Source organism: Saccharicrinis aurantiacus, from assembly GCF_001660705.2.
GTDB lineage: Bacteria > Bacteroidota > Bacteroidia > Bacteroidales > Marinilabiliaceae > Saccharicrinis > Saccharicrinis aurantiacus.
Genome location: NZ_LYBV02000001.1, coordinates 179,898 through 200,030 on the forward strand (window position 1 = coordinate 179,898; position 20,133 = coordinate 200,030).

The 20,133-nt window shown below is 35.2% G+C and carries 14 protein-coding genes; 8 read left to right on the plus strand and 6 right to left on the minus strand.

What is annotated here, in order from left to right:
* Positions 1-52: 52 nt before the first annotated feature.
* Positions 53-826 (plus strand): prephenate dehydrogenase/arogenate dehydrogenase family protein, encoded by a 774-nt coding sequence (locus A8B35_RS00730; RefSeq protein ID WP_075601676.1) that lies wholly within the window; start codon positions 53-55, stop codon positions 824-826.
* A gap of 88 nt (positions 827-914) precedes the next feature.
* Here A8B35_RS00730 and A8B35_RS00735 read toward each other — a convergent pair whose 3' ends face one another.
* The gene (locus A8B35_RS00735) at positions 915-1,265 is read right to left on the minus strand and encodes a hypothetical protein (protein WP_075601677.1); all 351 of its coding nucleotides are present in this window, start codon (positions 1,263-1,265) and stop codon (positions 915-917) included.
* A 346-nt stretch (positions 1,266-1,611) separates the two neighbouring features.
* Here A8B35_RS00735 and thrS point away from each other — a divergent pair, with 346 nt between their 5' ends.
* From thrS to rplT, 4 genes are all read left to right on the plus strand, one after another.
* Positions 1,612-3,561 carry a threonine--tRNA ligase gene (thrS, locus tag A8B35_RS00740; RefSeq protein WP_075601678.1) on the plus strand — a complete coding sequence of 650 codons (1,950 nt, stop codon included), beginning with the start codon at positions 1,612-1,614 and terminating at the stop codon, positions 3,559-3,561.
* Between the two features lie 34 nt (positions 3,562-3,595).
* Complete coding sequence (gene infC / locus A8B35_RS00745) at positions 3,596-4,156, plus strand: translation initiation factor IF-3 (protein WP_075601679.1); 561 nt, start codon at positions 3,596-3,598, stop codon at positions 4,154-4,156.
* A 45-nt stretch (positions 4,157-4,201) separates the two neighbouring features.
* Positions 4,202-4,390, plus strand: a complete 189-nt coding sequence (gene rpmI, locus A8B35_RS00750; RefSeq protein WP_425595547.1) for a 50S ribosomal protein L35 — start codon at positions 4,202-4,204, stop codon at positions 4,388-4,390.
* Positions 4,391-4,485: 95 nt separating this feature from the next.
* Positions 4,486-4,845: a 50S ribosomal protein L20 gene (gene rplT / locus A8B35_RS00755; RefSeq protein ID WP_075601681.1), complete on the plus strand. Its 360-nt coding sequence runs from the start codon at positions 4,486-4,488 to the stop codon at positions 4,843-4,845.
* Between the two features lie 430 nt (positions 4,846-5,275).
* Here the strand turns inward: rplT and rho are convergent, their stop codons facing one another.
* Positions 5,276-6,961, minus strand: a complete 1,686-nt coding sequence (gene rho / locus A8B35_RS00760; RefSeq protein WP_075601682.1) for a transcription termination factor Rho — start codon at positions 6,959-6,961, stop codon at positions 5,276-5,278.
* 488 nt (positions 6,962-7,449) lie between these two features.
* Between rho and A8B35_RS00765 the strand changes: the two genes are divergently transcribed.
* Positions 7,450-8,313: a sigma-70 family RNA polymerase sigma factor gene (locus tag A8B35_RS00765; protein WP_075601683.1), complete on the plus strand. Its 864-nt coding sequence runs from the start codon at positions 7,450-7,452 to the stop codon at positions 8,311-8,313.
* 78 nt (positions 8,314-8,391) lie between these two features.
* The gene (rpe, locus tag A8B35_RS00770; RefSeq protein WP_075601684.1) at positions 8,392-9,072 is read left to right on the plus strand and encodes a ribulose-phosphate 3-epimerase; all 681 of its coding nucleotides are present in this window, start codon (positions 8,392-8,394) and stop codon (positions 9,070-9,072) included.
* Positions 9,073-9,245: 173 nt separating this feature from the next.
* On the opposite strand, the gene A8B35_RS00775 is transcribed toward rpe, so the two are convergent.
* Entirely contained in the window at positions 9,246-10,829 is a 1,584-nt protein-coding gene (locus A8B35_RS00775) for a sulfatase family protein (protein ID WP_075601685.1), read from the minus strand.
* 215 nt (positions 10,830-11,044) lie between these two features.
* A complete protein-coding gene (locus tag A8B35_RS00780; RefSeq protein ID WP_075601686.1) occupies positions 11,045-12,208 on the minus strand; it encodes a glycosyltransferase family 4 protein in 1,164 nt (387 codons plus the stop codon).
* Positions 12,209-12,457: 249 nt separating this feature from the next.
* On the opposite strand from A8B35_RS00780, the gene A8B35_RS00785 reads away from it, so the two are divergent.
* A complete protein-coding gene (locus tag A8B35_RS00785) occupies positions 12,458-13,288 on the plus strand; it encodes an MIP/aquaporin family protein (RefSeq protein WP_075601687.1) in 831 nt (276 codons plus the stop codon).
* A gap of 21 nt (positions 13,289-13,309) precedes the next feature.
* Here the strand turns inward: A8B35_RS00785 and A8B35_RS00790 are convergent, their stop codons facing one another.
* Both A8B35_RS00790 and A8B35_RS00795 read right to left on the minus strand, forming a co-directional pair.
* The gene (locus tag A8B35_RS00790; protein WP_075601688.1) at positions 13,310-14,359 is read right to left on the minus strand and encodes a lactonase family protein; all 1,050 of its coding nucleotides are present in this window, start codon (positions 14,357-14,359) and stop codon (positions 13,310-13,312) included.
* Between the two features lie 166 nt (positions 14,360-14,525).
* Positions 14,526-20,090: a chitobiase/beta-hexosaminidase C-terminal domain-containing protein gene (locus tag A8B35_RS00795; protein WP_075601689.1), complete on the minus strand. Its 5,565-nt coding sequence runs from the start codon at positions 20,088-20,090 to the stop codon at positions 14,526-14,528.
* Between the last annotated feature and the right edge of the window lie 43 nt (positions 20,091-20,133).

Consider the following 20,133-nt stretch of genomic DNA (forward strand, 5'->3'; position numbering starts at 1 on the left):
CTTGAAAAACATCTTGTGTCTTGATACTTGCATCTTGATACTTTAAAATAAAATGAAAATCTGTATACTTGGAGCCGGAAAAATGGGGACTTGGTTAAGTGATGCACTATGCCTCGATCACGAAGTAGCCCTTTACGATCCAAACTTAGAAAAATTAAAATACGTTTTTAATACGCAACGTCTTACAAAGCTCGAAGAAATAACTGAGTTTGCACCCCAAATTCTAGTTAATGCGGTTACTTTAAAGTATACCATTCAGGCTTTTGATGAGGTAATTCCTTACCTACCTAAAACTTGTATTATTTCTGATATCTCATCGGTTAAAACCGGATTTAAAGAGTATTACGAAGCATCAGGTATGCCGTATGTTTCTACCCATCCAATGTTCGGACCAACTTTTGGTAACCTCAAAAGCTTAGGCGATCACCATTCAATTATTATTTCAGAAGGTGATCATTTGGGTAAAACATTTTTCAAAGATTTTTATAGTAGTCTCGGACTAAATATACATGAGTACTCGTTTGTTGAGCACGATGAAACAATTGCATATTCATTGTCTATTCCTTTTTCATCAACTCTTGTGTTTGCATCGGTCATGAAAAAGCAAGAAGCACCTGGTACTACCTTTAAAAAGCATTTCGATATTGCCAAGGGTCTGTTAAGTGAAGATGATTATTTATTATCTGAGATTTTATTTAATCCATTCACAAGCGGACAGGTTGAACAAATTAGGCTTAAACTAAAAGAGCTATTAGCAATTATTGAGACTAAAGATACCAAGAAGATGCAAGAATTTTTGGCTGAAGTAAGAGAGAATATTGAATAACCTTTTACTGGTTGTTTACAAGGTGTAAGTTTACAACTTAATGAACCTATTTATTTAGAACAGATATTCTATATAAATAGGTTTTGCTTTATAGGGCTTTATTGATTTGATCTAGAAATGATTCTACCTCATGTAGGTTTATGTCTTTAACTATACGTGAAAGTACCTTCCCGTCTTTTAGTTCTAGTTCTAATTCGTAGTTTTCACGATAATCTTCAACGTTAAATAGTCTTCTAACACTAAATGGAGTTTTTACCACTGCTAGAAAACTAAGCCAATAACTCAAGCGAGAATGAATAGGCGTATATGCTTTTTCGATAGTAACTTCTTTTAAGCTATCAAAATCTATTTTATGCTCTTGGGTGTAATTGTCATAGAAAATGATTTGTTGCTCTTCTATAGCTAATCCCAGTTGTTGTAATATTTCTATATCACTCATAGGGTAATAATACTTAATATGATCGGATACTCCAATTAGATTCTACGAAAGTTAAGTTATTTAATTATGGAATTTATTTATAAGGATCTTGTTTTTCTGGAGTTAAGTGAATTCTTATTTTTGAATTTATGAGTAGTAATACCTATGCACTCGTAGTTGTTATTTCTTAATTCTCAGAAAGTGGTTTATAGTCAAATATGCTGAAACAGAATTAATGCTGATAGTTATTTTAGTTTCTTTTAATTCAGTTTTTTTGCACGAGGTGGAAAATTATTAAACGTCTGTAGTCTTTTCTTTAACAAACTCATTATCTTTGTGCGTTTTTTGATATTAAAATATTCATCATATGGTTAAAATAACCTTCCCCGATGGCACAGTGCGTGAGTACGAAGCAGGTGTTACCGGTTTAGAAATAGCAAAAAGTATTAGTCCTCGCTTAGCAAAAGAGGTTTTATCTATATCTGTTAACGACGAAACGTGGGATATATCTCGTGCGATAACGTCTGATGCATCTATTAAATTATATAAGTGGGAAGATGAAGAAGGAAAGCATGCTTTCTGGCACTCTTCAGCTCACCTTATGGCCGAAGCCTTAGAGGCTTTATATCCAGGTATGAAATTTGGTATAGGACCATCTATCGAAAATGGTTTTTATTACGATGTTGATCCTGGAGATGGAGTTGTAATTCGTGATGCTGATATGCCTAAAATCGAAGCTAAAATGAAAGAGTTGGCGCGTTTGAAAAATGCATACCAACGTTCTGAGGTTAGCAAAGCTGAAGCATTAAGCTATTTCACTGAGAAAAATGATGAGTATAAGCTTGAGCTTATAAATGAGCTTGAAGATGGTACTATTACTTTTTACAAGCAAGGTGAATTTACCGATTTATGTCGCGGACCACACTTACCATCTACTAGTGCCATAAAAGCTGTAAAAGTATTAAGTATCGCAGGAGCTTATTGGCGCGGTGATGAAAAACGTAAACAGCTAACGCGTATTTATGCAATTACTTTTCCAAAGCAAAAGATGCTTGAGGAGTGCTTGGTTAAGCTTGAAGAAGCTCAAAAACGCGATCATCGTAAAATAGGGAAAGAACTTGAGTTATTCGCTTTCTCGCAAAATGTAGGTCAAGGATTACCGTTGTGGTTACCTAAAGGGGCTATGTTACGTGAGCGTTTAGAAAATTTCTTGAAAAAAGTTCAACGTAAATATGGTTACGTACCTGTAATTACACCGCATATTGGAAACAAGCAACTATACGTTACTTCCGGTCATTATGCAAAATATGGTGAAGATTCATTCCAACCTATAAATACACCTGCAGAAGGAGAGGAGTTTTTGTTAAAACCGATGAACTGTCCACACCACTGTGAGATATTTAAAACAAAGCCTGTTTCTTATAGAGATTTACCAATTAGAATGGCTGAGTTTGGAACTGTTTATCGTTACGAGCAAAGTGGAGAATTGCATGGATTAACACGTGTTCGTGGTTTTACTCAAGATGATGCCCATATTTTCTGTCGTCCTGATCAGTTGAAAGATGAGTTTAAAAAGGTTATTGATATTATTCAATATATTTTTAAAGCGCTCGATTTTAAAGATTATATAGTTCAGGTTTCTTTACGAGATAAAGAAAATCATGAAAAATATATCGGAACAGAAGAGAATTGGGAAAAAGCAGAGTCTGCGATTATTGAGGCTTGCGACGAACGTGGTATGAATACCATTGTAGAGTATGGTGAGGCTGCATTTTATGGGCCTAAGCTTGACTTTATGGTACGTGATGCTATTGGTCGTAAATGGCAATTAGGTACTATTCAGGTTGATTATAACTTGCCAGAACGTTTTGAATTAGAGTATATGGGTAGCGATGGAGTAAAGCATCGTCCTGTAATGATTCACCGTGCACCATTCGGAAGTATGGAGCGTTTTGTTGCTGTATTAATAGAACATACAGCCGGAAAGTTTCCATTATGGTTAACTCCTGAACAAGTGGTTGTTCTGCCAATTAGCGAAAAATATAACGAATACGCTGAAAAAGTTTCAAATGTTCTAAATAATTCCGATATTCGCAGCGTTTTAGACGATAGAAATGAGAAGATCGGAAGAAAAATCCGTGATAACGAGCTGAAACGCATACCATTCCTGCTTATTGTAGGCGAAAAAGAAGCCGAAACAAATACCGTTTCAGTACGTAAACAAGGGGATGGAGATAAAGGAGCAATGACAATTGAAGAATTTTCAGCCTTTATTAACAACGAAGTAGAAGAACAATTATCTTCAATAGATAAATAAATAAATTATTAACTAATTATAGGAGGACTTAACAATAGCAACTCATAGAAGAAGGACAGGCAGGCCCCCTCAAAAAGAAACGCCGCAATTTCGTGTAAATAACGCGATTCGAATTCCAAAAGTAAGACTTGTTGGAGAAAATATTGAGAACCCGGGGGTATTTTCTACTACTGAGGCTATGAAAATGGCTGATGAGTTAGAATTAGATTTAGTTGAGATATCGCCAAATGCTGATCCTCCTGTATGTCGTGTAATCGATTATCAGAAGTTTTTGTATCAGCAAAAGCGTAAACAAAAGGAACTGAAATCGAAAGCAGTTAAAGTTGTAGTTAAAGAAATCAGATTTGGTCCGAATACCGACGACCATGATTATGAATTCAAACTAAAACATGCGATTAAGTTTCTTGACGAAGGTGCTAAAGTGAAAGCTTATGTATTCTTTAAGGGACGTTCGATATTATTTAAAGAGAAAGGTGAAATCTTATTATTAAGATTTGCACAAGATCTTGAAGAGTATGGGAAAGTTGAACAGTTACCAAAGCTTGAAGGAAAGAGAATGATTATATTCTTGTCTCCTAAGAAAGTTAAAAAGTAACGATCAATTATATTAAACAATTTAATATTAGTTACAATGCCAAAAATGAAGACGAATTCCAGTGCTAAAAAGCGTTTTAAAATCACTGGAACTGGTAAGATTAAAAGAAAACATGCTTTTAAAAGTCACATTTTAACAAAAATGTCTAAAAAGCGTAAAAGAAATCTTACTTACGCAGGTCAAGTTCATGCAGCTGATGAGAAAAACATCAAGTTATTATTGAACATGAAATAATAAGGACGGTACCTTATTACAATTATTATTAATCGAATGAAGTTAGCTAGAAAGACTCCAAGAGTGGAGCGCTAATCATTCTAAAAAGCAAAAAAATGCCAAGATCAGTAAATGCTGTTGCTTCAAGAGCAAGAAGAAAAAGAATTTTAAAAGAAACTAAGGGTTCTTTTGGAAGAAGAAAGAATGTATGGACGGTAGCCAAAAATGGATATGAAAAAGGTTTAGGTTACGCATACCGTGATAGAAAAAGAAAGAAAGGTCAATTTAGAGCATTATGGATTCAAAGAATCAATGCTGCTGCTCGTTTAGAAGGAGTTTCATACTCTAAATTAATGGGTGCAATGACTAAGCAAAATATTGAAATTAACCGTAAAGTTTTAGCTGACTTAGCTGTTAATCATCCAGATGCTTTTAAAGCTGTGCTTACAAAAGCAATGGAAGCTGCTAAAAACTAAGAGTAGCTCAACAAAATAGAAGCCGTTAAGAATATTTCTTAACGGCTTTTTTGTTTTTATACTTACAGAAACCAAGTAACATCCTCAATTTCTCAATTAGTCACTTATAATTGGGCTTAGTTATTCTGATACCAGGGTAATACCAATACTACATTAAAATGAGCCTTATTCTTTCGTCCTTTTTAACTTATCCATCGTTAAAAAATATCGCCGTAGCTAAGGCTATGACTCAATTTTTCGCCTTGCTTAGCTAAAAATACACAAAACAATTTAAGGCTCACTTTAAAATAGAATTGGTATAACCTATTTTACGAAGAAATATAGGTACTTATGCAGTGTTTATTCGGGTTGGATAGACATAGTATCGTAAAAAAAAACAGGCCGTCTCAGAGATTGAGACGGCCTGTTTTTTATATATTATTTGTAATGCTTAATCTGAATTCATAGAGATTAAAAACTCCTCATTAGATCTAGTTTGTTGCATTCTATCTTTTAAGAAATTCATAGCTTCAACTGGAGTCATATCTGCTAAGTAATTGCGTAAAATCCATAATCTACTAATGTTATCTTTCTCAACAAGTAGATCATCTCTACGAGTACTTGATAGAGTAACATCAACAGCAGGGTAAATACGTTTGTTAGATAATTTTCTATCTAACTGAAGTTCCATATTACCAGTACCTTTAAATTCTTCAAAAATAACTTCATCCATTTTAGAGCCAGTCTCAGTAAGGGCAGTAGCTAATATGGTTAATGAACCACCATCTTCAATATTTCTCGCTGCTCCAAAGAATCGTTTTGGTTTGTGAAGAGCATTTGCGTCAACACCACCGGACAATACTTTACCAGAAGCTGGAGATACTGTATTGTAAGCTCTCGCTAAACGAGTAATAGAATCTAAAAGTACTACCACATCGTGCCCACACTCTACCATACGTTTTGCTTTCTCTAATACAATATTTGCTACCTTAACGTGTCTTTCAGCTGGTTCATCAAATGTAGAAGAGATAACTTCTGCATTAACGCTCCTTGCCATATCAGTAACCTCCTCAGGTCGTTCGTCAATAAGTAGTATAATCATGTATACTTCTGGGTGATTAGAAGCAATAGCGTTGGCAACTTCTTTTAAAAGAACAGTTTTACCAGTTTTAGGTTGTGCAACAATAAGTCCCCTTTGTCCCTTTCCGATAGGAGCAAACATATCTACAACACGTGTTGATAAGCTATCTTTGCCACTTCCTGCTATTTTAAACTTCTCATCTGGGAATATTGGCGTTAGGTGGTCGAATGAGACTCTATCTCTAACGATTTGAGGAGAGCGTCCATTTATTTCTTCAACTTTAATTAACGGGAAATATTTCTCACCTTCTTTTGGTGGTCTGATGGCTCCTAATACTGTATCACCAGTTTTTAATCCAAATAACTTTATCTGTGACTGAGATACATAAATATCATCAGGAGAATTTAAGTAGTTATAGTCTGACGATCTTAAGAAACCATATCCATCTTGCATGATTTCAAGAACGCCAGATGCTGAAATTATGCCATCAAAATCAAAAGATTTGTCTTGGTTCTTTCTATGGTGTTGGTTGTTGTTATCTTTTTGGTTCTTGTTGTCATGTGGCTTGTTTCTTTTGTCATCATGACGATTGTTTGCTTGTCTTTTATTTTCGGATGCAACAGGAGGATTCTCTTTTGCTTGAGGTTCTTTCTGTTCTGGTTTTTTATCCGAAGTTTTAACTTCTTGAGGATTGGTTTCCTTTTTGATTTCTGCTTTCTTTTCAGGTTCAATCACGGATTCCTTTTTAACCTCATTTGCAGCAGCCTTGGCAACTTCTGCAATCGGAGAAGTTTTTTCGGTAGCTTTTTCTGCAGGTTTCTTTTTATCTGTAGTGGGTTGCTTTACAGGCTTGTTAACTCTAGGGCGCTTGGTGTGCTTTTTATCTGCTGGTTTGTCAGTTTTCTTTTTTTCAGAGGCAATAATGGCTTGCTCATCTAGGATTTTGTAGATTAAATCCTGTTTTTTAAACGAATCAATTCGTTTAATGTTAAGCTCCTTAGCAACCTCTTTAAGTTCTGCTAAAAGCTTCTTGTTTAATTCAAGAATATCGTACATAATATAATACTACCAATAAATAACTGGGGAAATAAGTGAAACGAACTAATGTTCGATATAATAAGTTTAAAATGTTCTGATTTGTCTGAGTTGACTGTATGAAATACATTATTTTAAAAGATGTGATACTCAGAGGTACATTGCAAACTTAGTAAATAAGAAATGAAGATGCAAATTTGATTGTTTAAATTTTAATAATGATGATTTTACAATTCGTTATTATGCAACTATGGTTAGTTAAGATTTGAATGAGTAAATAATTGGTCTTTGTATGATAATTTTACACTTTGCTCTTAGATTTCCTAAAATTTATGTAATGTAACACCCTTTTTATTAGCGTAAAAAAACCAAAAGAGCTATTTTTTGTTATATTTACTGAACGCTGCATAAAACTAATATTAATTGAATCATTTATTTAATGTTGGTATACATAGCGAGTATTTGGCTAAAACTATTATTAACCCATAATTTAAACCTTGTAAATTGTTATGCGACAATTAAAAATAACGAAGCAGGTAACCAATAGAGATACTCCTTCCTTAGATAAATACCTCCACGAGATTGGTAAGGTGAAATTATTAACGGCAGAGGAGGAAGTTAAACTAGCCAAACGTATTAAGGATGGTGATACCGTAGCTTTAGATCGCCTTATTAATGCCAATCTTCGATTTGTAGTTTCGGTTGCGAAACAATACCAAAACCAAGGCCTGAGTTTGCCAGATTTAATAAATGAGGGAAATCTTGGATTAATCAAAGCAGCTCAAAGGTTTGATGAAACTCGAGGGTTTAAGTTTATCTCCTACGCAGTTTGGTGGATACGTCAATCGGTACTTCAAGCACTGGCCGAACAAGCTAGAATAGTTAGGTTACCGCTTAATAAAATTGGCTCAATGAATAAGGTGAATAATACCTTTGCTGCATTGGAGCAGGAGTATCAAAGAGAGCCTACAACTGAAGAGATCGCTCAAGTGTTAGACCTAACACCGAAAGAAGTAAAGGATTCATTAAAGGCAATGCATAAGCATATCTCTATGGATGCACCTTTGCGAAAAGATGAGGATAATAACTTGTATGATACATTGCTATCTACAGATTCTATTAGTCCTGATAATACACTTCTAAGTGATTCCTTACGTAAGGAAATAGAGCGTTCATTATCTACATTATCTGATAGAGAATCAGATATTATTAAATTGTATTATGGTTTAAATGGTGAACCGCCATATTCTTTAGAGGAAATAGGAAACTTATTTAATCTAACACGTGAACGAGTAAGGCAAATTAAAGAAAAGGCCATTAAACGACTAAAACATACTTATAGAAGTAAGATTTTAAGATCTTATTTAGGTTAATTAATTTTAAACCTTCCCATTATTATTAGTCGGAAGGTTTTTTTATTCTTATTTTTGCGCGCAAACTAAAAAATAGAAATGAAACATCTTATAGCACCATCACTACTAGCTGCTGATTTCAGCAAAATGGAGTCGCAAATAGAAATTATAAATAAAAGTGAGGCTGACTGGCTTCATTTAGATATAATGGATGGTCGTTTTGTGCCAAATATTTCGTTTGGTATGCCGATATTGAAATCATTAAGACCGCATATTGATAAACCTTTTGATGTGCACTTGATGATAGTGGAACCAGATAATTATATTTCTGATTTTAAGAAAGCAGGTGCTGATCTGCTAAATGTGCATTATGAGGCATGTACCCATTTGCACAGAACAATTGATGCCATCAAAAAAGAAGGTATGCAAGCGGGTGTTACTCTAAATCCGCATACTCCGGTATTTTTATTAGAAGATATTATAACTGAGGTTGATCTAGTATTACTAATGTCAGTCAACCCTGGTTTTGGTGGGCAGAAGTTTATTGAAAATACCTATAAAAAGATTGCTGAGCTAAAAGCTCTTATAGAGCGTAAACATAGTAGGGCCTTAATTCAAGTTGATGGAGGTGTTACTGTTAGTAATGCCCAATCGTTAATAAACTCAGGTGCGGATGTTCTTGTGGCAGGGAGTGCTATTTTTAATGCGCCAAATCCCATACAGGCTGTTAAAGAAATGAAACATTTCTTACCAGATCCACCTGCATCAAACCTTGTTTAAACATATATAGAATTGAGCAATCAAATAATTTTCTTCATAGAGGTTAAATGATAAAAGGATATCTTAATTACCTTACTTTAAGGTATCTAAGATTATAACAAAATAAGGTTGTAGCCAGAAGTATTCAAAATACATCTGTTACAACCTTATTTTTTTTATTGTTTCTTATTCGATTAGTCGTTCCAATGTTTATCAACAATGGCTTTTAGTTCGGGGTAGTTAGCATCCGTTTCGTTTAATTCTTCACGTGTTTGTTTAAGTTCTGCTTTAAGCTCTGCTATGATTGCTTTGTAAGCAGGATCGTTATAACGGTTGTGTAATTCATTAGGATCATTTTTTAAATCGTACAATTCCCAAGTATGCGGTGTTTCTTGCGCTATTCCATTATAAGTTTTACCCCAATAGAACTTACTGAACTCTTCCTCGGGTAGGTAGTGTTTACCGTAGTAAAAAATCAATTTATAATCTTTAGTGCGTATTCCAAAATGAGCCGGAACATAATGATGAATAATATGCATCCAATAACGGTAATAGGTTCCTTTACGCCAATTAACTTCAGGTTTTCCTTGTAGGGTGTTGATAAATGATTTTCCTTGCATATAATCCGGAGTTTTTCCACCGGCAAGCTCAATCATGGTAGGTGCATAATCTGTGTTATTAATAATTAAATCACTCACTTGATTTTTTTCAATCATTTTAGGATTGTGCACAATAAAGGGCATACGCATGGCTTCTTCGTACATCCAACGTTTATCTATCAAATCATGCTCACCAAGCATCATACCTTGATCTCCAGTATAAATAATAATTGTGTTTTCCCAGAGGCCTTCATCTTTTAAATATTGAAATAACCTCCCTAAATTATCATCCACACCTTTTACACATCGTAAATAATCTTTTAGGTATTTCTGATAAGCTAAATGAGTTGCTAAGCTTGCGTCGATACTATCTCCGAACCAACGATCAGAATAGTTGGTGTCGTAGTTTATCTTTTGCTGATGACGAGGAGAAATAGAAGTGCCGATGTAATGTATTAAACTATCGTTTTTTCCTCTAGTTCCTTCAGAACCCCAGAAGGGTTGGTTATACATACTTGAAGGTTCAGGAATTTCAATATCGGCTAAGTAATCTTCGTAGCGAGGTGCATATTCAAACATATCATGCGGAGCCTTGTAGTGGTGTGCTAAAAAGAAAGGTTTCGACTTATCTAGGTTCTTTAAATAGTCTATTGATAAATCAGTAATCACGTCAGTTGAGTGTCCCTCAGTTTTAACTTCATTCTTTGGCCAAGTGCCTTTACCTTTTTCCCTAAAAGTAGGGTTAAAATATTTTCCTTGACTATGCAATACTTTATAATAATCGAAATTAATAGGCTCCTTTTTTAAGTGCCATTTCCCGATGATAGCTGTAGAGTAACCAAGAGCTTTTAATTCTTTGGGCAAATATTGCTTTTCAGGATCTAATGCGCCATCTAAGTCGAGTACTCCATTGGTTTGAGGATATTGACCAGATATAATACTGGCTCTACTAGGTGTACAGATAGAGTTATTACAAAAAGCATTTTCAAAGCGGATACCTCCAGCCGCCAATTTATCAAGGTTAGGGGTAGGGTTTAAGTTGGCTAACAATCCTCCGTAGGCTCCAATGGCTTGGGCGGTATGATCGTCGCTCATTATAAAAATAATGTTGGGTTGTTTCTTCTTAGCAGATACAGGCAAGAGTATGCAGGCTAATAGTGCAATAAATATGTATTTCATTTTATAAGATTTTTGTGAACCTCTTAAAGGTTTAAACGGTATTGTACCAATGTGTAATTGGCATAGCAAATTTGTTAATTGTATTTGCTATTTGCTAAAGAAACCAAAGTATTTTGAGGGGGGAAATACAATTAATTGTGGTGTCTATTTAAAATCGAGTTGAGTTTTGTTTAGGTTCACTCATAATAAGAACTTGCAGGTAGTTTAGTCGGCAATTATTGTTTCGAGAAATAGGTGTGTTCTATTATTTTTCTAATCTTTTTACCCCATTGTTGCCAATTTAATTCATTTAAGTATTTTGTTCGCGATGTTACTGCTAGTTGTTTAAGTTTTGTCTTGTTGTATAATAGTTCTGAAATTACTTTGTAGTAATTTGAACTTGTCGCTGATAAAGGCAGTATATACCCATTTACTCCATTTTCAACAACAGAAGAAGTGCCTCCTGTATTGGTTGTTATTACGGGTAATCCATAAGCATTAGCTTCACAAAATACTATCCCATAACATTCTGCTCTAGTTGGCATAAAGAATAAGTGCGCTTGTACAAAATGATCTCGAAAAGTATCCATATCTTGTTTTTTATTTTTATCCAAAAATGGAACTACCTTCATTTTTTTGTGTTTGATGGGAGGGGTACATCCAATAACAGTTAATTCAACATTAAAGCCATTCTTATTTAGTTTATCAATTGTATCAATTGCAATATCTCCACCTTTACGTTCCCACTCTACTCCTACGAATAGTATTTTAATACAGTTATCATAATTCTTTTCTAATTCGTTTTCAGTAGGCTCTCTATCAATGTTTGCACCCATTTTTACTAGTTGAGGGTTTGTTACATTATAATTTTCTTTAGCTGAATTACACGCCCACTGTGATGAGAAAGCATGAGAAATTGCTTTATCAAAAGCTTTTTGTTCAAGAGAATGAGCAATTCTGTTAGAGAATTGAGAGAAATTTGAGTATTTCTGATAATAGTTAACAATAGTTTGATAAGTGGTATCAGAGTAATAACAAATAGGAACTGTTGATTTAAGTTTTGCGATTTGTGGCGCAGAAATAGGTGCAAAAATTACATCAACTTTATTTTCTTGAATTTTGGCATCAAAAAACTTACCGTGGTATGAGCTTTTAATTCCGCAATTAATTCCATTATATTTTCGTTTCGTTAAAAGTCGATGAATGGCAATATAAAAAAGCTGTTTATACCGCATTACTTTTCTCTTTTTCTTAGTTAGTTTTACTGGGCCCAAATAAGAAACGTGCTCAAATTCTTGCTCTAAAGATTTTGCCATGCAATAGATAATACCCGACCAGCTTCTTTTGTCATTCGGGTCAAGTTCTGAAAGAATTGCTACTCTAATGTAATTATTCTTCATATTATCAATTGAGTTGATTTACGTTAAATTACTAAATAAAATGGAGTAAGCGATTTTTTATGATTTATATATTTTTGTTACCCATCAATGTGTAATAGAACGAGATTAATCTATGTTAATTACTATGCATAAAACAAACGTAGGTTGCATTAGTTTATGAAATCCTTTATTTACCCACCTATATAGCTCTATTTTTTGGTGTGTGGCTTTACTTGAATTGTATATTTTTGTTGCACACAAGTACACACTATGCAAGTATCTTTTTATAAACAAGATTTCATTGGAGAGTTAATAGGAACTTTTATGCTCATCGTATTTGGTTGCGGCGCTATTGCTGTAGCTACTACATTAAATGGGTATGAAGGAATTTTTCAGGTGGCAATGATATGGGGTTTGTCTGTTACCCTAGGAATTTATACCGTTCGTCATTTATCATGTGCTCATTTTAATCCGGCCATTACCTTGGCTATGGCGTTTAGTAGGCGGATGAGTTGGAAAAAAGTACCTTCCTATTTTCTAGGGCAGTTTATGGGGGCGTTTTTAGGAGCTTTAATGGTGTATATCCTATTTTCGGCACCTATTGCCGACTATGAAAGTAAGCACAATATTGTTCGAGGGTCCATAGAATCAGTAAAAACGGCACGCATATTTAGTGCATTTTATATTTATGGCGATGGTACTTCGGTAATTACATTATCTGCTGCAATGATAACTGAGTTATTTGGAACCTTTATGCTGATGCTATTAGTATTAGCCTTAACAGAAGGTTGTCATGTGGGCCGACCAGGCAATAATCTGTCGCCCATTATAATTGGTTTGGTTGTAGCGTCAATCATCTGTTTAGTAGGCCCATTAACACAAGCAGGTTTAAATCCTGCTCGCGATTTAGCACCACGGTTAGTAATCTGGATTATGGGCTGGGGCGAAGCCTCTATGCAGTCGATCAACGGAGGTTTCCTTTTAGTGTATACCTTTTCTCCTATACTAGGAGCTGCTGTTGCAACAGTGTTTTACGATAAAGTTCTTAAGATGTCAATGACGGAAGCATCTTCATCTTGCATTTGCAAGGGTGAAGATTAATTTAAATTACCTGTAGCATTATTATTGCTCAAATTTCACGCAGCACACTGATGCAACTCCCTTTATTTGCGATCGATAATTAAGCGTACCTTTATGCACATCTATGCCAAAGCATACAATGGATTCAGAATCTTGATTACCAACAATTAATACTTTTCCATCCGGGGATAGTTCAAAATCACGTGGAGTAATACCTCTTGTATCTGTTTTTTCAATCAAAAGTAGCGTTTCGTTTTCAGCATCAAACTTCAAGGTTGAAATGCTATTTGAACTTCTAAGCCCAACATATATGTATGCTCCACATGTTGATATTTTAATGGCAGAAGCCGATGCATGATTAAGATGAGGTGTACTTATGGCACTTACATTTTTAATCCATTTCCACTTGTCGGTTTCCCATTTAAGAAGACTGATTTCAGCCGTCATTTCATTATTGACAAATAGATAATCTCCATTCGGGTGTTGTACCATATGGCGAGGGCCGCCACCTTTAGGTATGTCAACGGAATTTACTTGTTTGAATAGTTTGTTTTCCATCTTTAAACAATACACCTTATCACATCCTAAATCAGCCAACAACAGCTGTTTGTGTTTGCTATCAAAATGGGCCATATGTGCGTGCGGATCTTCTTGCCTTTCTTTGTTGATGCTATTACCACAGTAAGTAATATTCTGAGGATTAGATTGAGGGATGCCATTTTCGCCTAAATCGTAAATTAAAAAATTACCAGTTTCATAACAACTAACCACAATACAGTTGTAATCCTTAATATGTAAAATATGACAAGGTAATCCTCCCGTTATCTCTTGTTTATATAATAACTCAGGCTTGTTTCCTTCAATATTAAAGCATAATAAAAGAGGTAGTTTGGTCTCTAGTCGTTCCTGAAAACTGTAGAGTAATTGCTTTGATTGGTTAATACATAAATAGCCTGGGTTAATAGTTGCCGAACTAGTGAGTGGAGTTATTTCTCCCGACTGATCATCTAAATTAAAGCATTGTATGCCTACTCCATTTCCAGCTAAATCTCCGCCAACATGTTCTGTATATGATCCTGTGTAAAACTTCATAATTTTCTCTTTCAAAATGTGTTCATATTTGTTGAGGTTGATTTAAGGTTTTAAAAATAGTTATTTTATCATTTTTCAGAAATGATTGGTGTATATACTTAAACTATAAAAAAAGTCCCCTTCAATTCTAAGTTTGAAGAGGACCTCTATTAATATTATTTAATTATTACTTTACGTGAATTTTATGAGTTGTATTATTTACTCGAACTATGTAAAGCCCAGGTTTCAAATGTCCAATATCAACCTTGTTGCTTGTTACTTTTGTTTGATACACAATATTGCCTATTGCGTTATAAAAACTAATAACACTATTATCAGATACACTTGTAGTGTACACGAATTGGTCTGCTGGATTTGGATATAGAATTACTTTACCAGTTTTTATATTAGATGTACTTAATGGGGTGTTGGTACCCTTAAGATTAGTCCATGATCCGTTGCTATACCAACCATCACCACATCTATTGAGATCAGCAGTTTGACCGTTGCTATTGTTAAAAATAAGATTGATACAATCGTTTCCGGTAACAACATATTCGTACCAACCATCATTATCGGTATCCTGCATTTCAGTGCCAGGCCATGCAATATCAGCATTTAGGTTATCATCCCAAGTATAAATATGCGTATAGTCGCCTTTGTAATAAATAGTAAATGATTCTGAGTTATCTGGTTTTGAAACCCACCCGTTGTTGTACCAAACAATACCATCAAATTCACCATCATTATCAGATATACCAATTAAATCGTCCGACTGTCCTCCATTACCATTGAAGATTACGTTGGCAGATTCACCTTCAATTGTATATTCAACCCAACCTGAATACTCTGTACTTGTTTGCATACTTGCACCTGGCCATGTTGTTAAATCTCCAGCTACTCCATCTACATTCCAAATATGTATTGTTGGATTATTTGAAGTAGTAGTTTTCCACATAAATGTTAGTGTCTCTTGTACTTCGGCTTTCGCTGTTTCAACAGTAGAGGCACCAATGCTGTTGTATGCAATGGCTTTAACTACTTCACCCAAACTTACCTCGAATGAGTTTTCGTATAAAGTGCTCGACTGGCTAGGTTCTGAACCGTCGGTTGTGTAATAAGAAATCCCGTCTTCAGTTGCACTAATTGTAACATTAAACTGGTCGCTTTCTCCTATTTGAGACATATAAATAGAAACACTTGGTTCTTTTGGTCCAGGGCAATTAGAAGGACAACTATCAAACCAGCTACCATCTTGATACCAACCATCTCCTGTTCGATATAAATCTTCAGTTTGTTGCGTATTGCTACCTCCGTTAAATACAATTACGTTAGCTGTGATTGCCGTAATAGTATATGAGTACCACCCGTTTCCTTCATCAATCATTTGGGCTCCAGGCCATGCTATTACATTGGATACGCCTTCGCCTTCAGGACTTAATTCATCATAGAATAGATAAGCACCAGCCCAATCAGATGGTTTGTAAAGCCATAAGGTCATTGGTTCAATAGGTCCAACGCTATACTTTTTGCTAGATACGCGTGATAAGTTACCTTCTGCATTGATACCAACAATTCTGATAGTTTCTGTTGTTTCTAATATAAAAGGTTGTGAGTATACGTTCCAGAGGTCTAAGCTATCTGTACCTATATTTTCATCAAAAGTATAGTATAAAATAGGGTTAGGATCTTCTTTATCTGTAATACTCAATTCGATACTAATTGGATCTTCAGACCATTCAATTTGTGTTACAAAACTAACAATTGGCTTATTAACTTGCACATAATCTTTATCCCACAGTAGTATTATTCCTTCACTATCAGCTGTAAAGCTTACTTTTCCATCAACAACAGTTTGAGTATTTCCGGTATAATGATCAACGATTGTATGTCCATCAGGGAAACGATCAGCAACATCAAATTCCGTATTTCCGCTTGCATTGATGGCTATGATTACATTATCTTCGTAACCAGTTATTGGATCAACATAATCGCGGGCGAAAGTATACGGTGATTCAGAAAGCTTAGTGTGTGTACCTGCTCCAACAGCTGCATGCTCGCGACGGAAAGTACCTAATTTAGTCCATACGTTAAATGTAGCATCATCAAAGTTACCCCAGTTCATATCCGAACGCGTATTCTGTTCTTCATCATCGTAATTGCCTAATGGTCGGGCTGTTTCATCACCATAATAAGTTTGAATTCCTCCAGGGAGTAATAAAAACCCAGGAGCAACTTCTTTTAGTCTGGATCTGTCGTATAGCTCAGTATCATGAGATGACAAGTAACTTAAACCATTCCAAGTTCTATCGTCGTTTACTTTAGCATAATCAGTAAATAATCCGTCAAGATTATTTCTGTCTAATGAATTTCCTTGTAAATCAAAATTAATAATAGAGTTGAAACCAGCATCAGTGTGGTAGTGGCTTTTTGCAAAACCATGTCCCCAAACCTCACCGGTAGTCCAAAACTCATCATCATTCATTACTTTATCAGGGTTAGCAGCTTTCCACTCTTTTAAAGCTTCTACTGCCATCTCTTTAAATCGTTTTAAAACATCCTGATCAACATGCTTTGCAGTATCAATTCTAAATCCATCAATACCAAATTTACGAACCCAATCAACCAACCAGAATATCATATAATTTGATACAGTTCTGCTTAATCCAGTTTCGTTAAAAAAGGAGTCTAAATCTGCTTTTTTCTGATCAAGAGTTCCTTCTGCAGTCCATTTAGCAACTAAAATTCCTGGGATGTCTAGCTCTGTTGTAGATTCAGTTTTTAAGTCGGGTAAGTAACCAACGCACATGGTTAAATCGTCTCCGCCAACATCATAACCTTTAATGTCAGGATGTCTGATCCAGTCGCTGCCCCAATAATTAGATGACCAATCACCATTTTCATAATCTACGAATAAGTCGTGATAGCTATGCCAAGTTTCACCATTACTAGGCATCCAGTCTCTCCAAGCCGCATCAACGGTACCATAATTAAATTCTTCCATTTCGTGCATGGTTGCGTAGCCCGTATGGTTTATTACAACATCCATTACAATGCGAATACCTCTGCTGTGAGCTTCATCAACAAACTCCATTAAATCAGCTTCAGTTCCCATGTTTTTGTCTAGTTCTGACCAATCTAGGGCATAATATCCATGGTAACCATAGTGTCTGAAATCGCCAGCAGGTCCGCCGCCACACCATCCGTGCATTTGTTCTACAGGTGATGTAATCCAAATGGCATTAATGCCTATTTCTTCAAAGTATCCCTCTTTTAGTTTTGCGGTCATCCCCTTAAGGTCGCCACCATGAAATTCACCAGCACCAGAATTACTATCGTCAGGATATTCTTGTCCATTTCCATTTAAGCCTCTTCCGTATGAAGTATCATTGCTAGTATTACCATTATAAAAGCGGTCAGTCATCACAAAATATATATTTGCGTTGTCCCAAGTAAAATAATCTGTATTTGCAGTACTTTCTCCTTGTTTAGTAAAAGAAGCAGAAACAACCTCAGATATATCACCATTAAGTTCTGCTATTGCTTTTACAGTTGTTGATTCCGTAAGGCTTAGTGCTGATGAATATACCTGAGATGTTTCAGAAGGGATTGTTCCATCTGTTGTATAATATATTTTCTCACCAGTATTACAAGTAATTGAAACCGTAATGTTTGTATCAAATATTCCTCCATTAGGAGAAATGATTGGTTTGTCAATTTTATTACTTGTTTTTGTAAAAGTAGCGCTACTTACATTTGAATATGTATCGTCTTTTATCGCAATTGATTTAAGGGTTAGGGTTTTATCAACTGTAATTGCATTTACATATTGTGAGCTTGAGTTACTAGGTGTAGACCCGTCTAAGGTATAATATATAGATGCACCATTGTCAGCACTGAGTATTACGGTTGTATCTACCGAGAATATAGCGCCATTAGGCGTGATTGTTGGAGCATTAACAATTGGAGTAGTGCTGCCATTTCCATCTGTCCACCCATTATCATACCAGATAAGACCATCGGCAGAATTGCTATCGGAATCGGTGATATTGACTAAATCTTCAGTTTGATTACTACCATTATCACTAAAAATGAAATTACCCCCAGACCCGTTGATTGTATATTCAACCCATCCTGGATTATTAGTGCTTGAAGTCATGGTTGCACCTGGCCATTCATATGTTTCATTTGTACCTTCGTCAGTTATACCCCAAAACCAAAGTCTTGGATTGCTTACGTCGGTTTTCCATAGTAAAGTTATACTTGTTTGTTCATTAAAAGTATAAGTGTTGGTTATTACTTCAGAGCTTCCATCGTTGTTGTAAGCAATAGATTTAATAGTAGAAGGTGTATCAAGTAAAAAACTTTGAGTATATAATATTGAACTTGTAGAAGGTTCAGTTCCATCAAGAGTGTAGTATATTGTTCCATTATTAGTTGCACTCATGGTAATATTCACACTTCCTTGCGAATAATTGCCACCATCAGTTACGGTTAGAACGGGAATGTTTGATTCAGTTATATTAGCCCATACTGCATAGTTATTACCAGAAGTTTGTAAAGTAAACTCTGAACCTGGAGACCAATCGCCTGAACCTAGTTTTACAGCTACATTTCCATTAACAATTGCAGCATAGCAATCGGATTGTGACTTAACAATATCAAGCGTGCTAGAGTTTGTTACCCCAGCTGCTTTTCTTACCGCAATAAGTTCATTAATTTGATCTTTTACTCCCCAGTCGAAATAATGAGGCCAATAAATTGTTGGTGTTCCAGGATGCGTTAATAAATAAGCATATCCGATACAAACGTTGTTTGAATTCCATATATCTCTTCCGCTGTCATATCTAGGAGTATCATGATTTTCAATAAACGTGGTTGATTGTGCAGGCGACCAACCTATAAGTCCTGAAGCACCCCCTTCATATTCTAAATAAGAATAATTGTTATCCTTAACAGCATCCTTAATTGTAGAGTAAGTTGGGAAATCGAAGGCAGTTGATTTTTTGTTGGTACCATCAACCCAGTCTTGTACTTTTTGTTTATCAAAGTCATAGAATTCACCAACAGAGAATGAAGGGGAGGAGGCGTCGTTATATTCAGCATTATAACTTGGGGCATAGCCTTTTACTAAATCGTACCTCCAGCCTTTATAGCCAGCATTTTTTAAAAGCTGTAGCCAGTCTTTAATACCTTGTCTTACAATACTATTTGTATGATCAACATCTCTACCAGCATCATAACCTTCACCAGTATCATCACCGCCACGTGGTAAATCACCATATCCAGGTTCATTCCAAACTTCATCATTATTAACTATTGATCTTGTACCATCCCATTCAGGGTTTGTAAAATCGGCCCAGTCTGAAGTTCCATTTCTGTGATTAATAACGATATCAGCAATAGGTTCAATTCCTAATGAGTTTAACTTGTCTAGCATCGATTTGTGTTCACTTTCTGTACCAAAGCTATTGCTTAACACATTTAATTCAGTAGGCAAATACCCCATTCCTCCTGTAGAAGCACTCGGAGCAGGCAGCCAAATCATATCAATTCCTGAGTTGGCTATTTGATCAGCATTATTGGCAATTATATTATACCATTCTCCTTCGTTCCCTTGATAGCAATCCCAATAAAATCCTTGTAATAGAATTCTAGAATCATTGGGTTGTTGGGCCATTGATTGTGTTGTACTTAGCAATCCTATTATGCACAGTATTGCATAAAAGAATTGAGTTGATGTTTTTTTCATGATTATATATTTAATTGATTAAAAAGGATTCATGTGGGCTTAT

Bases quoted from the DNA above. Each gene is read 5' to 3' on its own strand.
- A8B35_RS00730 (WP_075601676.1), top strand. From the start codon at position 53: ATGAAAATCTGTATACTTGGAGCCGGAAAAATGGGGACTTGGTTAAGT.
- A8B35_RS00735 (WP_075601677.1), bottom strand. From the start codon at position 1,265: ATGAGTGATATAGAAATATTACAACAACTGGGATTAGCTATAGAAGAG.
- thrS (WP_075601678.1), top strand. From the start codon at position 1,612: ATGGTTAAAATAACCTTCCCCGATGGCACAGTGCGTGAGTACGAAGCA.
- rpmI (WP_425595547.1), top strand. From the start codon at position 4,202: ATGAAGACGAATTCCAGTGCTAAAAAGCGTTTTAAAATCACTGGAACT.
- rplT (WP_075601681.1), top strand. From the start codon at position 4,486: ATGCCAAGATCAGTAAATGCTGTTGCTTCAAGAGCAAGAAGAAAAAGA.
- rho (WP_075601682.1), bottom strand. From the start codon at position 6,961: ATGTACGATATTCTTGAATTAAACAAGAAGCTTTTAGCAGAACTTAAA.
- A8B35_RS00765 (WP_075601683.1), top strand. From the start codon at position 7,450: ATGCGACAATTAAAAATAACGAAGCAGGTAACCAATAGAGATACTCCT.
- rpe (WP_075601684.1), top strand. From the start codon at position 8,392: ATGAAACATCTTATAGCACCATCACTACTAGCTGCTGATTTCAGCAAA.
- A8B35_RS00775 (WP_075601685.1), bottom strand. From the start codon at position 10,829: ATGAAATACATATTTATTGCACTATTAGCCTGCATACTCTTGCCTGTA.
- A8B35_RS00780 (WP_075601686.1), bottom strand. From the start codon at position 12,208: ATGAAGAATAATTACATTAGAGTAGCAATTCTTTCAGAACTTGACCCG.
- A8B35_RS00785 (WP_075601687.1), top strand. From the start codon at position 12,458: ATGCAAGTATCTTTTTATAAACAAGATTTCATTGGAGAGTTAATAGGA.
- A8B35_RS00790 (WP_075601688.1), bottom strand. From the start codon at position 14,359: ATGAAGTTTTACACAGGATCATATACAGAACATGTTGGCGGAGATTTA.
- A8B35_RS00795 (WP_075601689.1), bottom strand. From the start codon at position 20,090: ATGAAAAAAACATCAACTCAATTCTTTTATGCAATACTGTGCATAATA.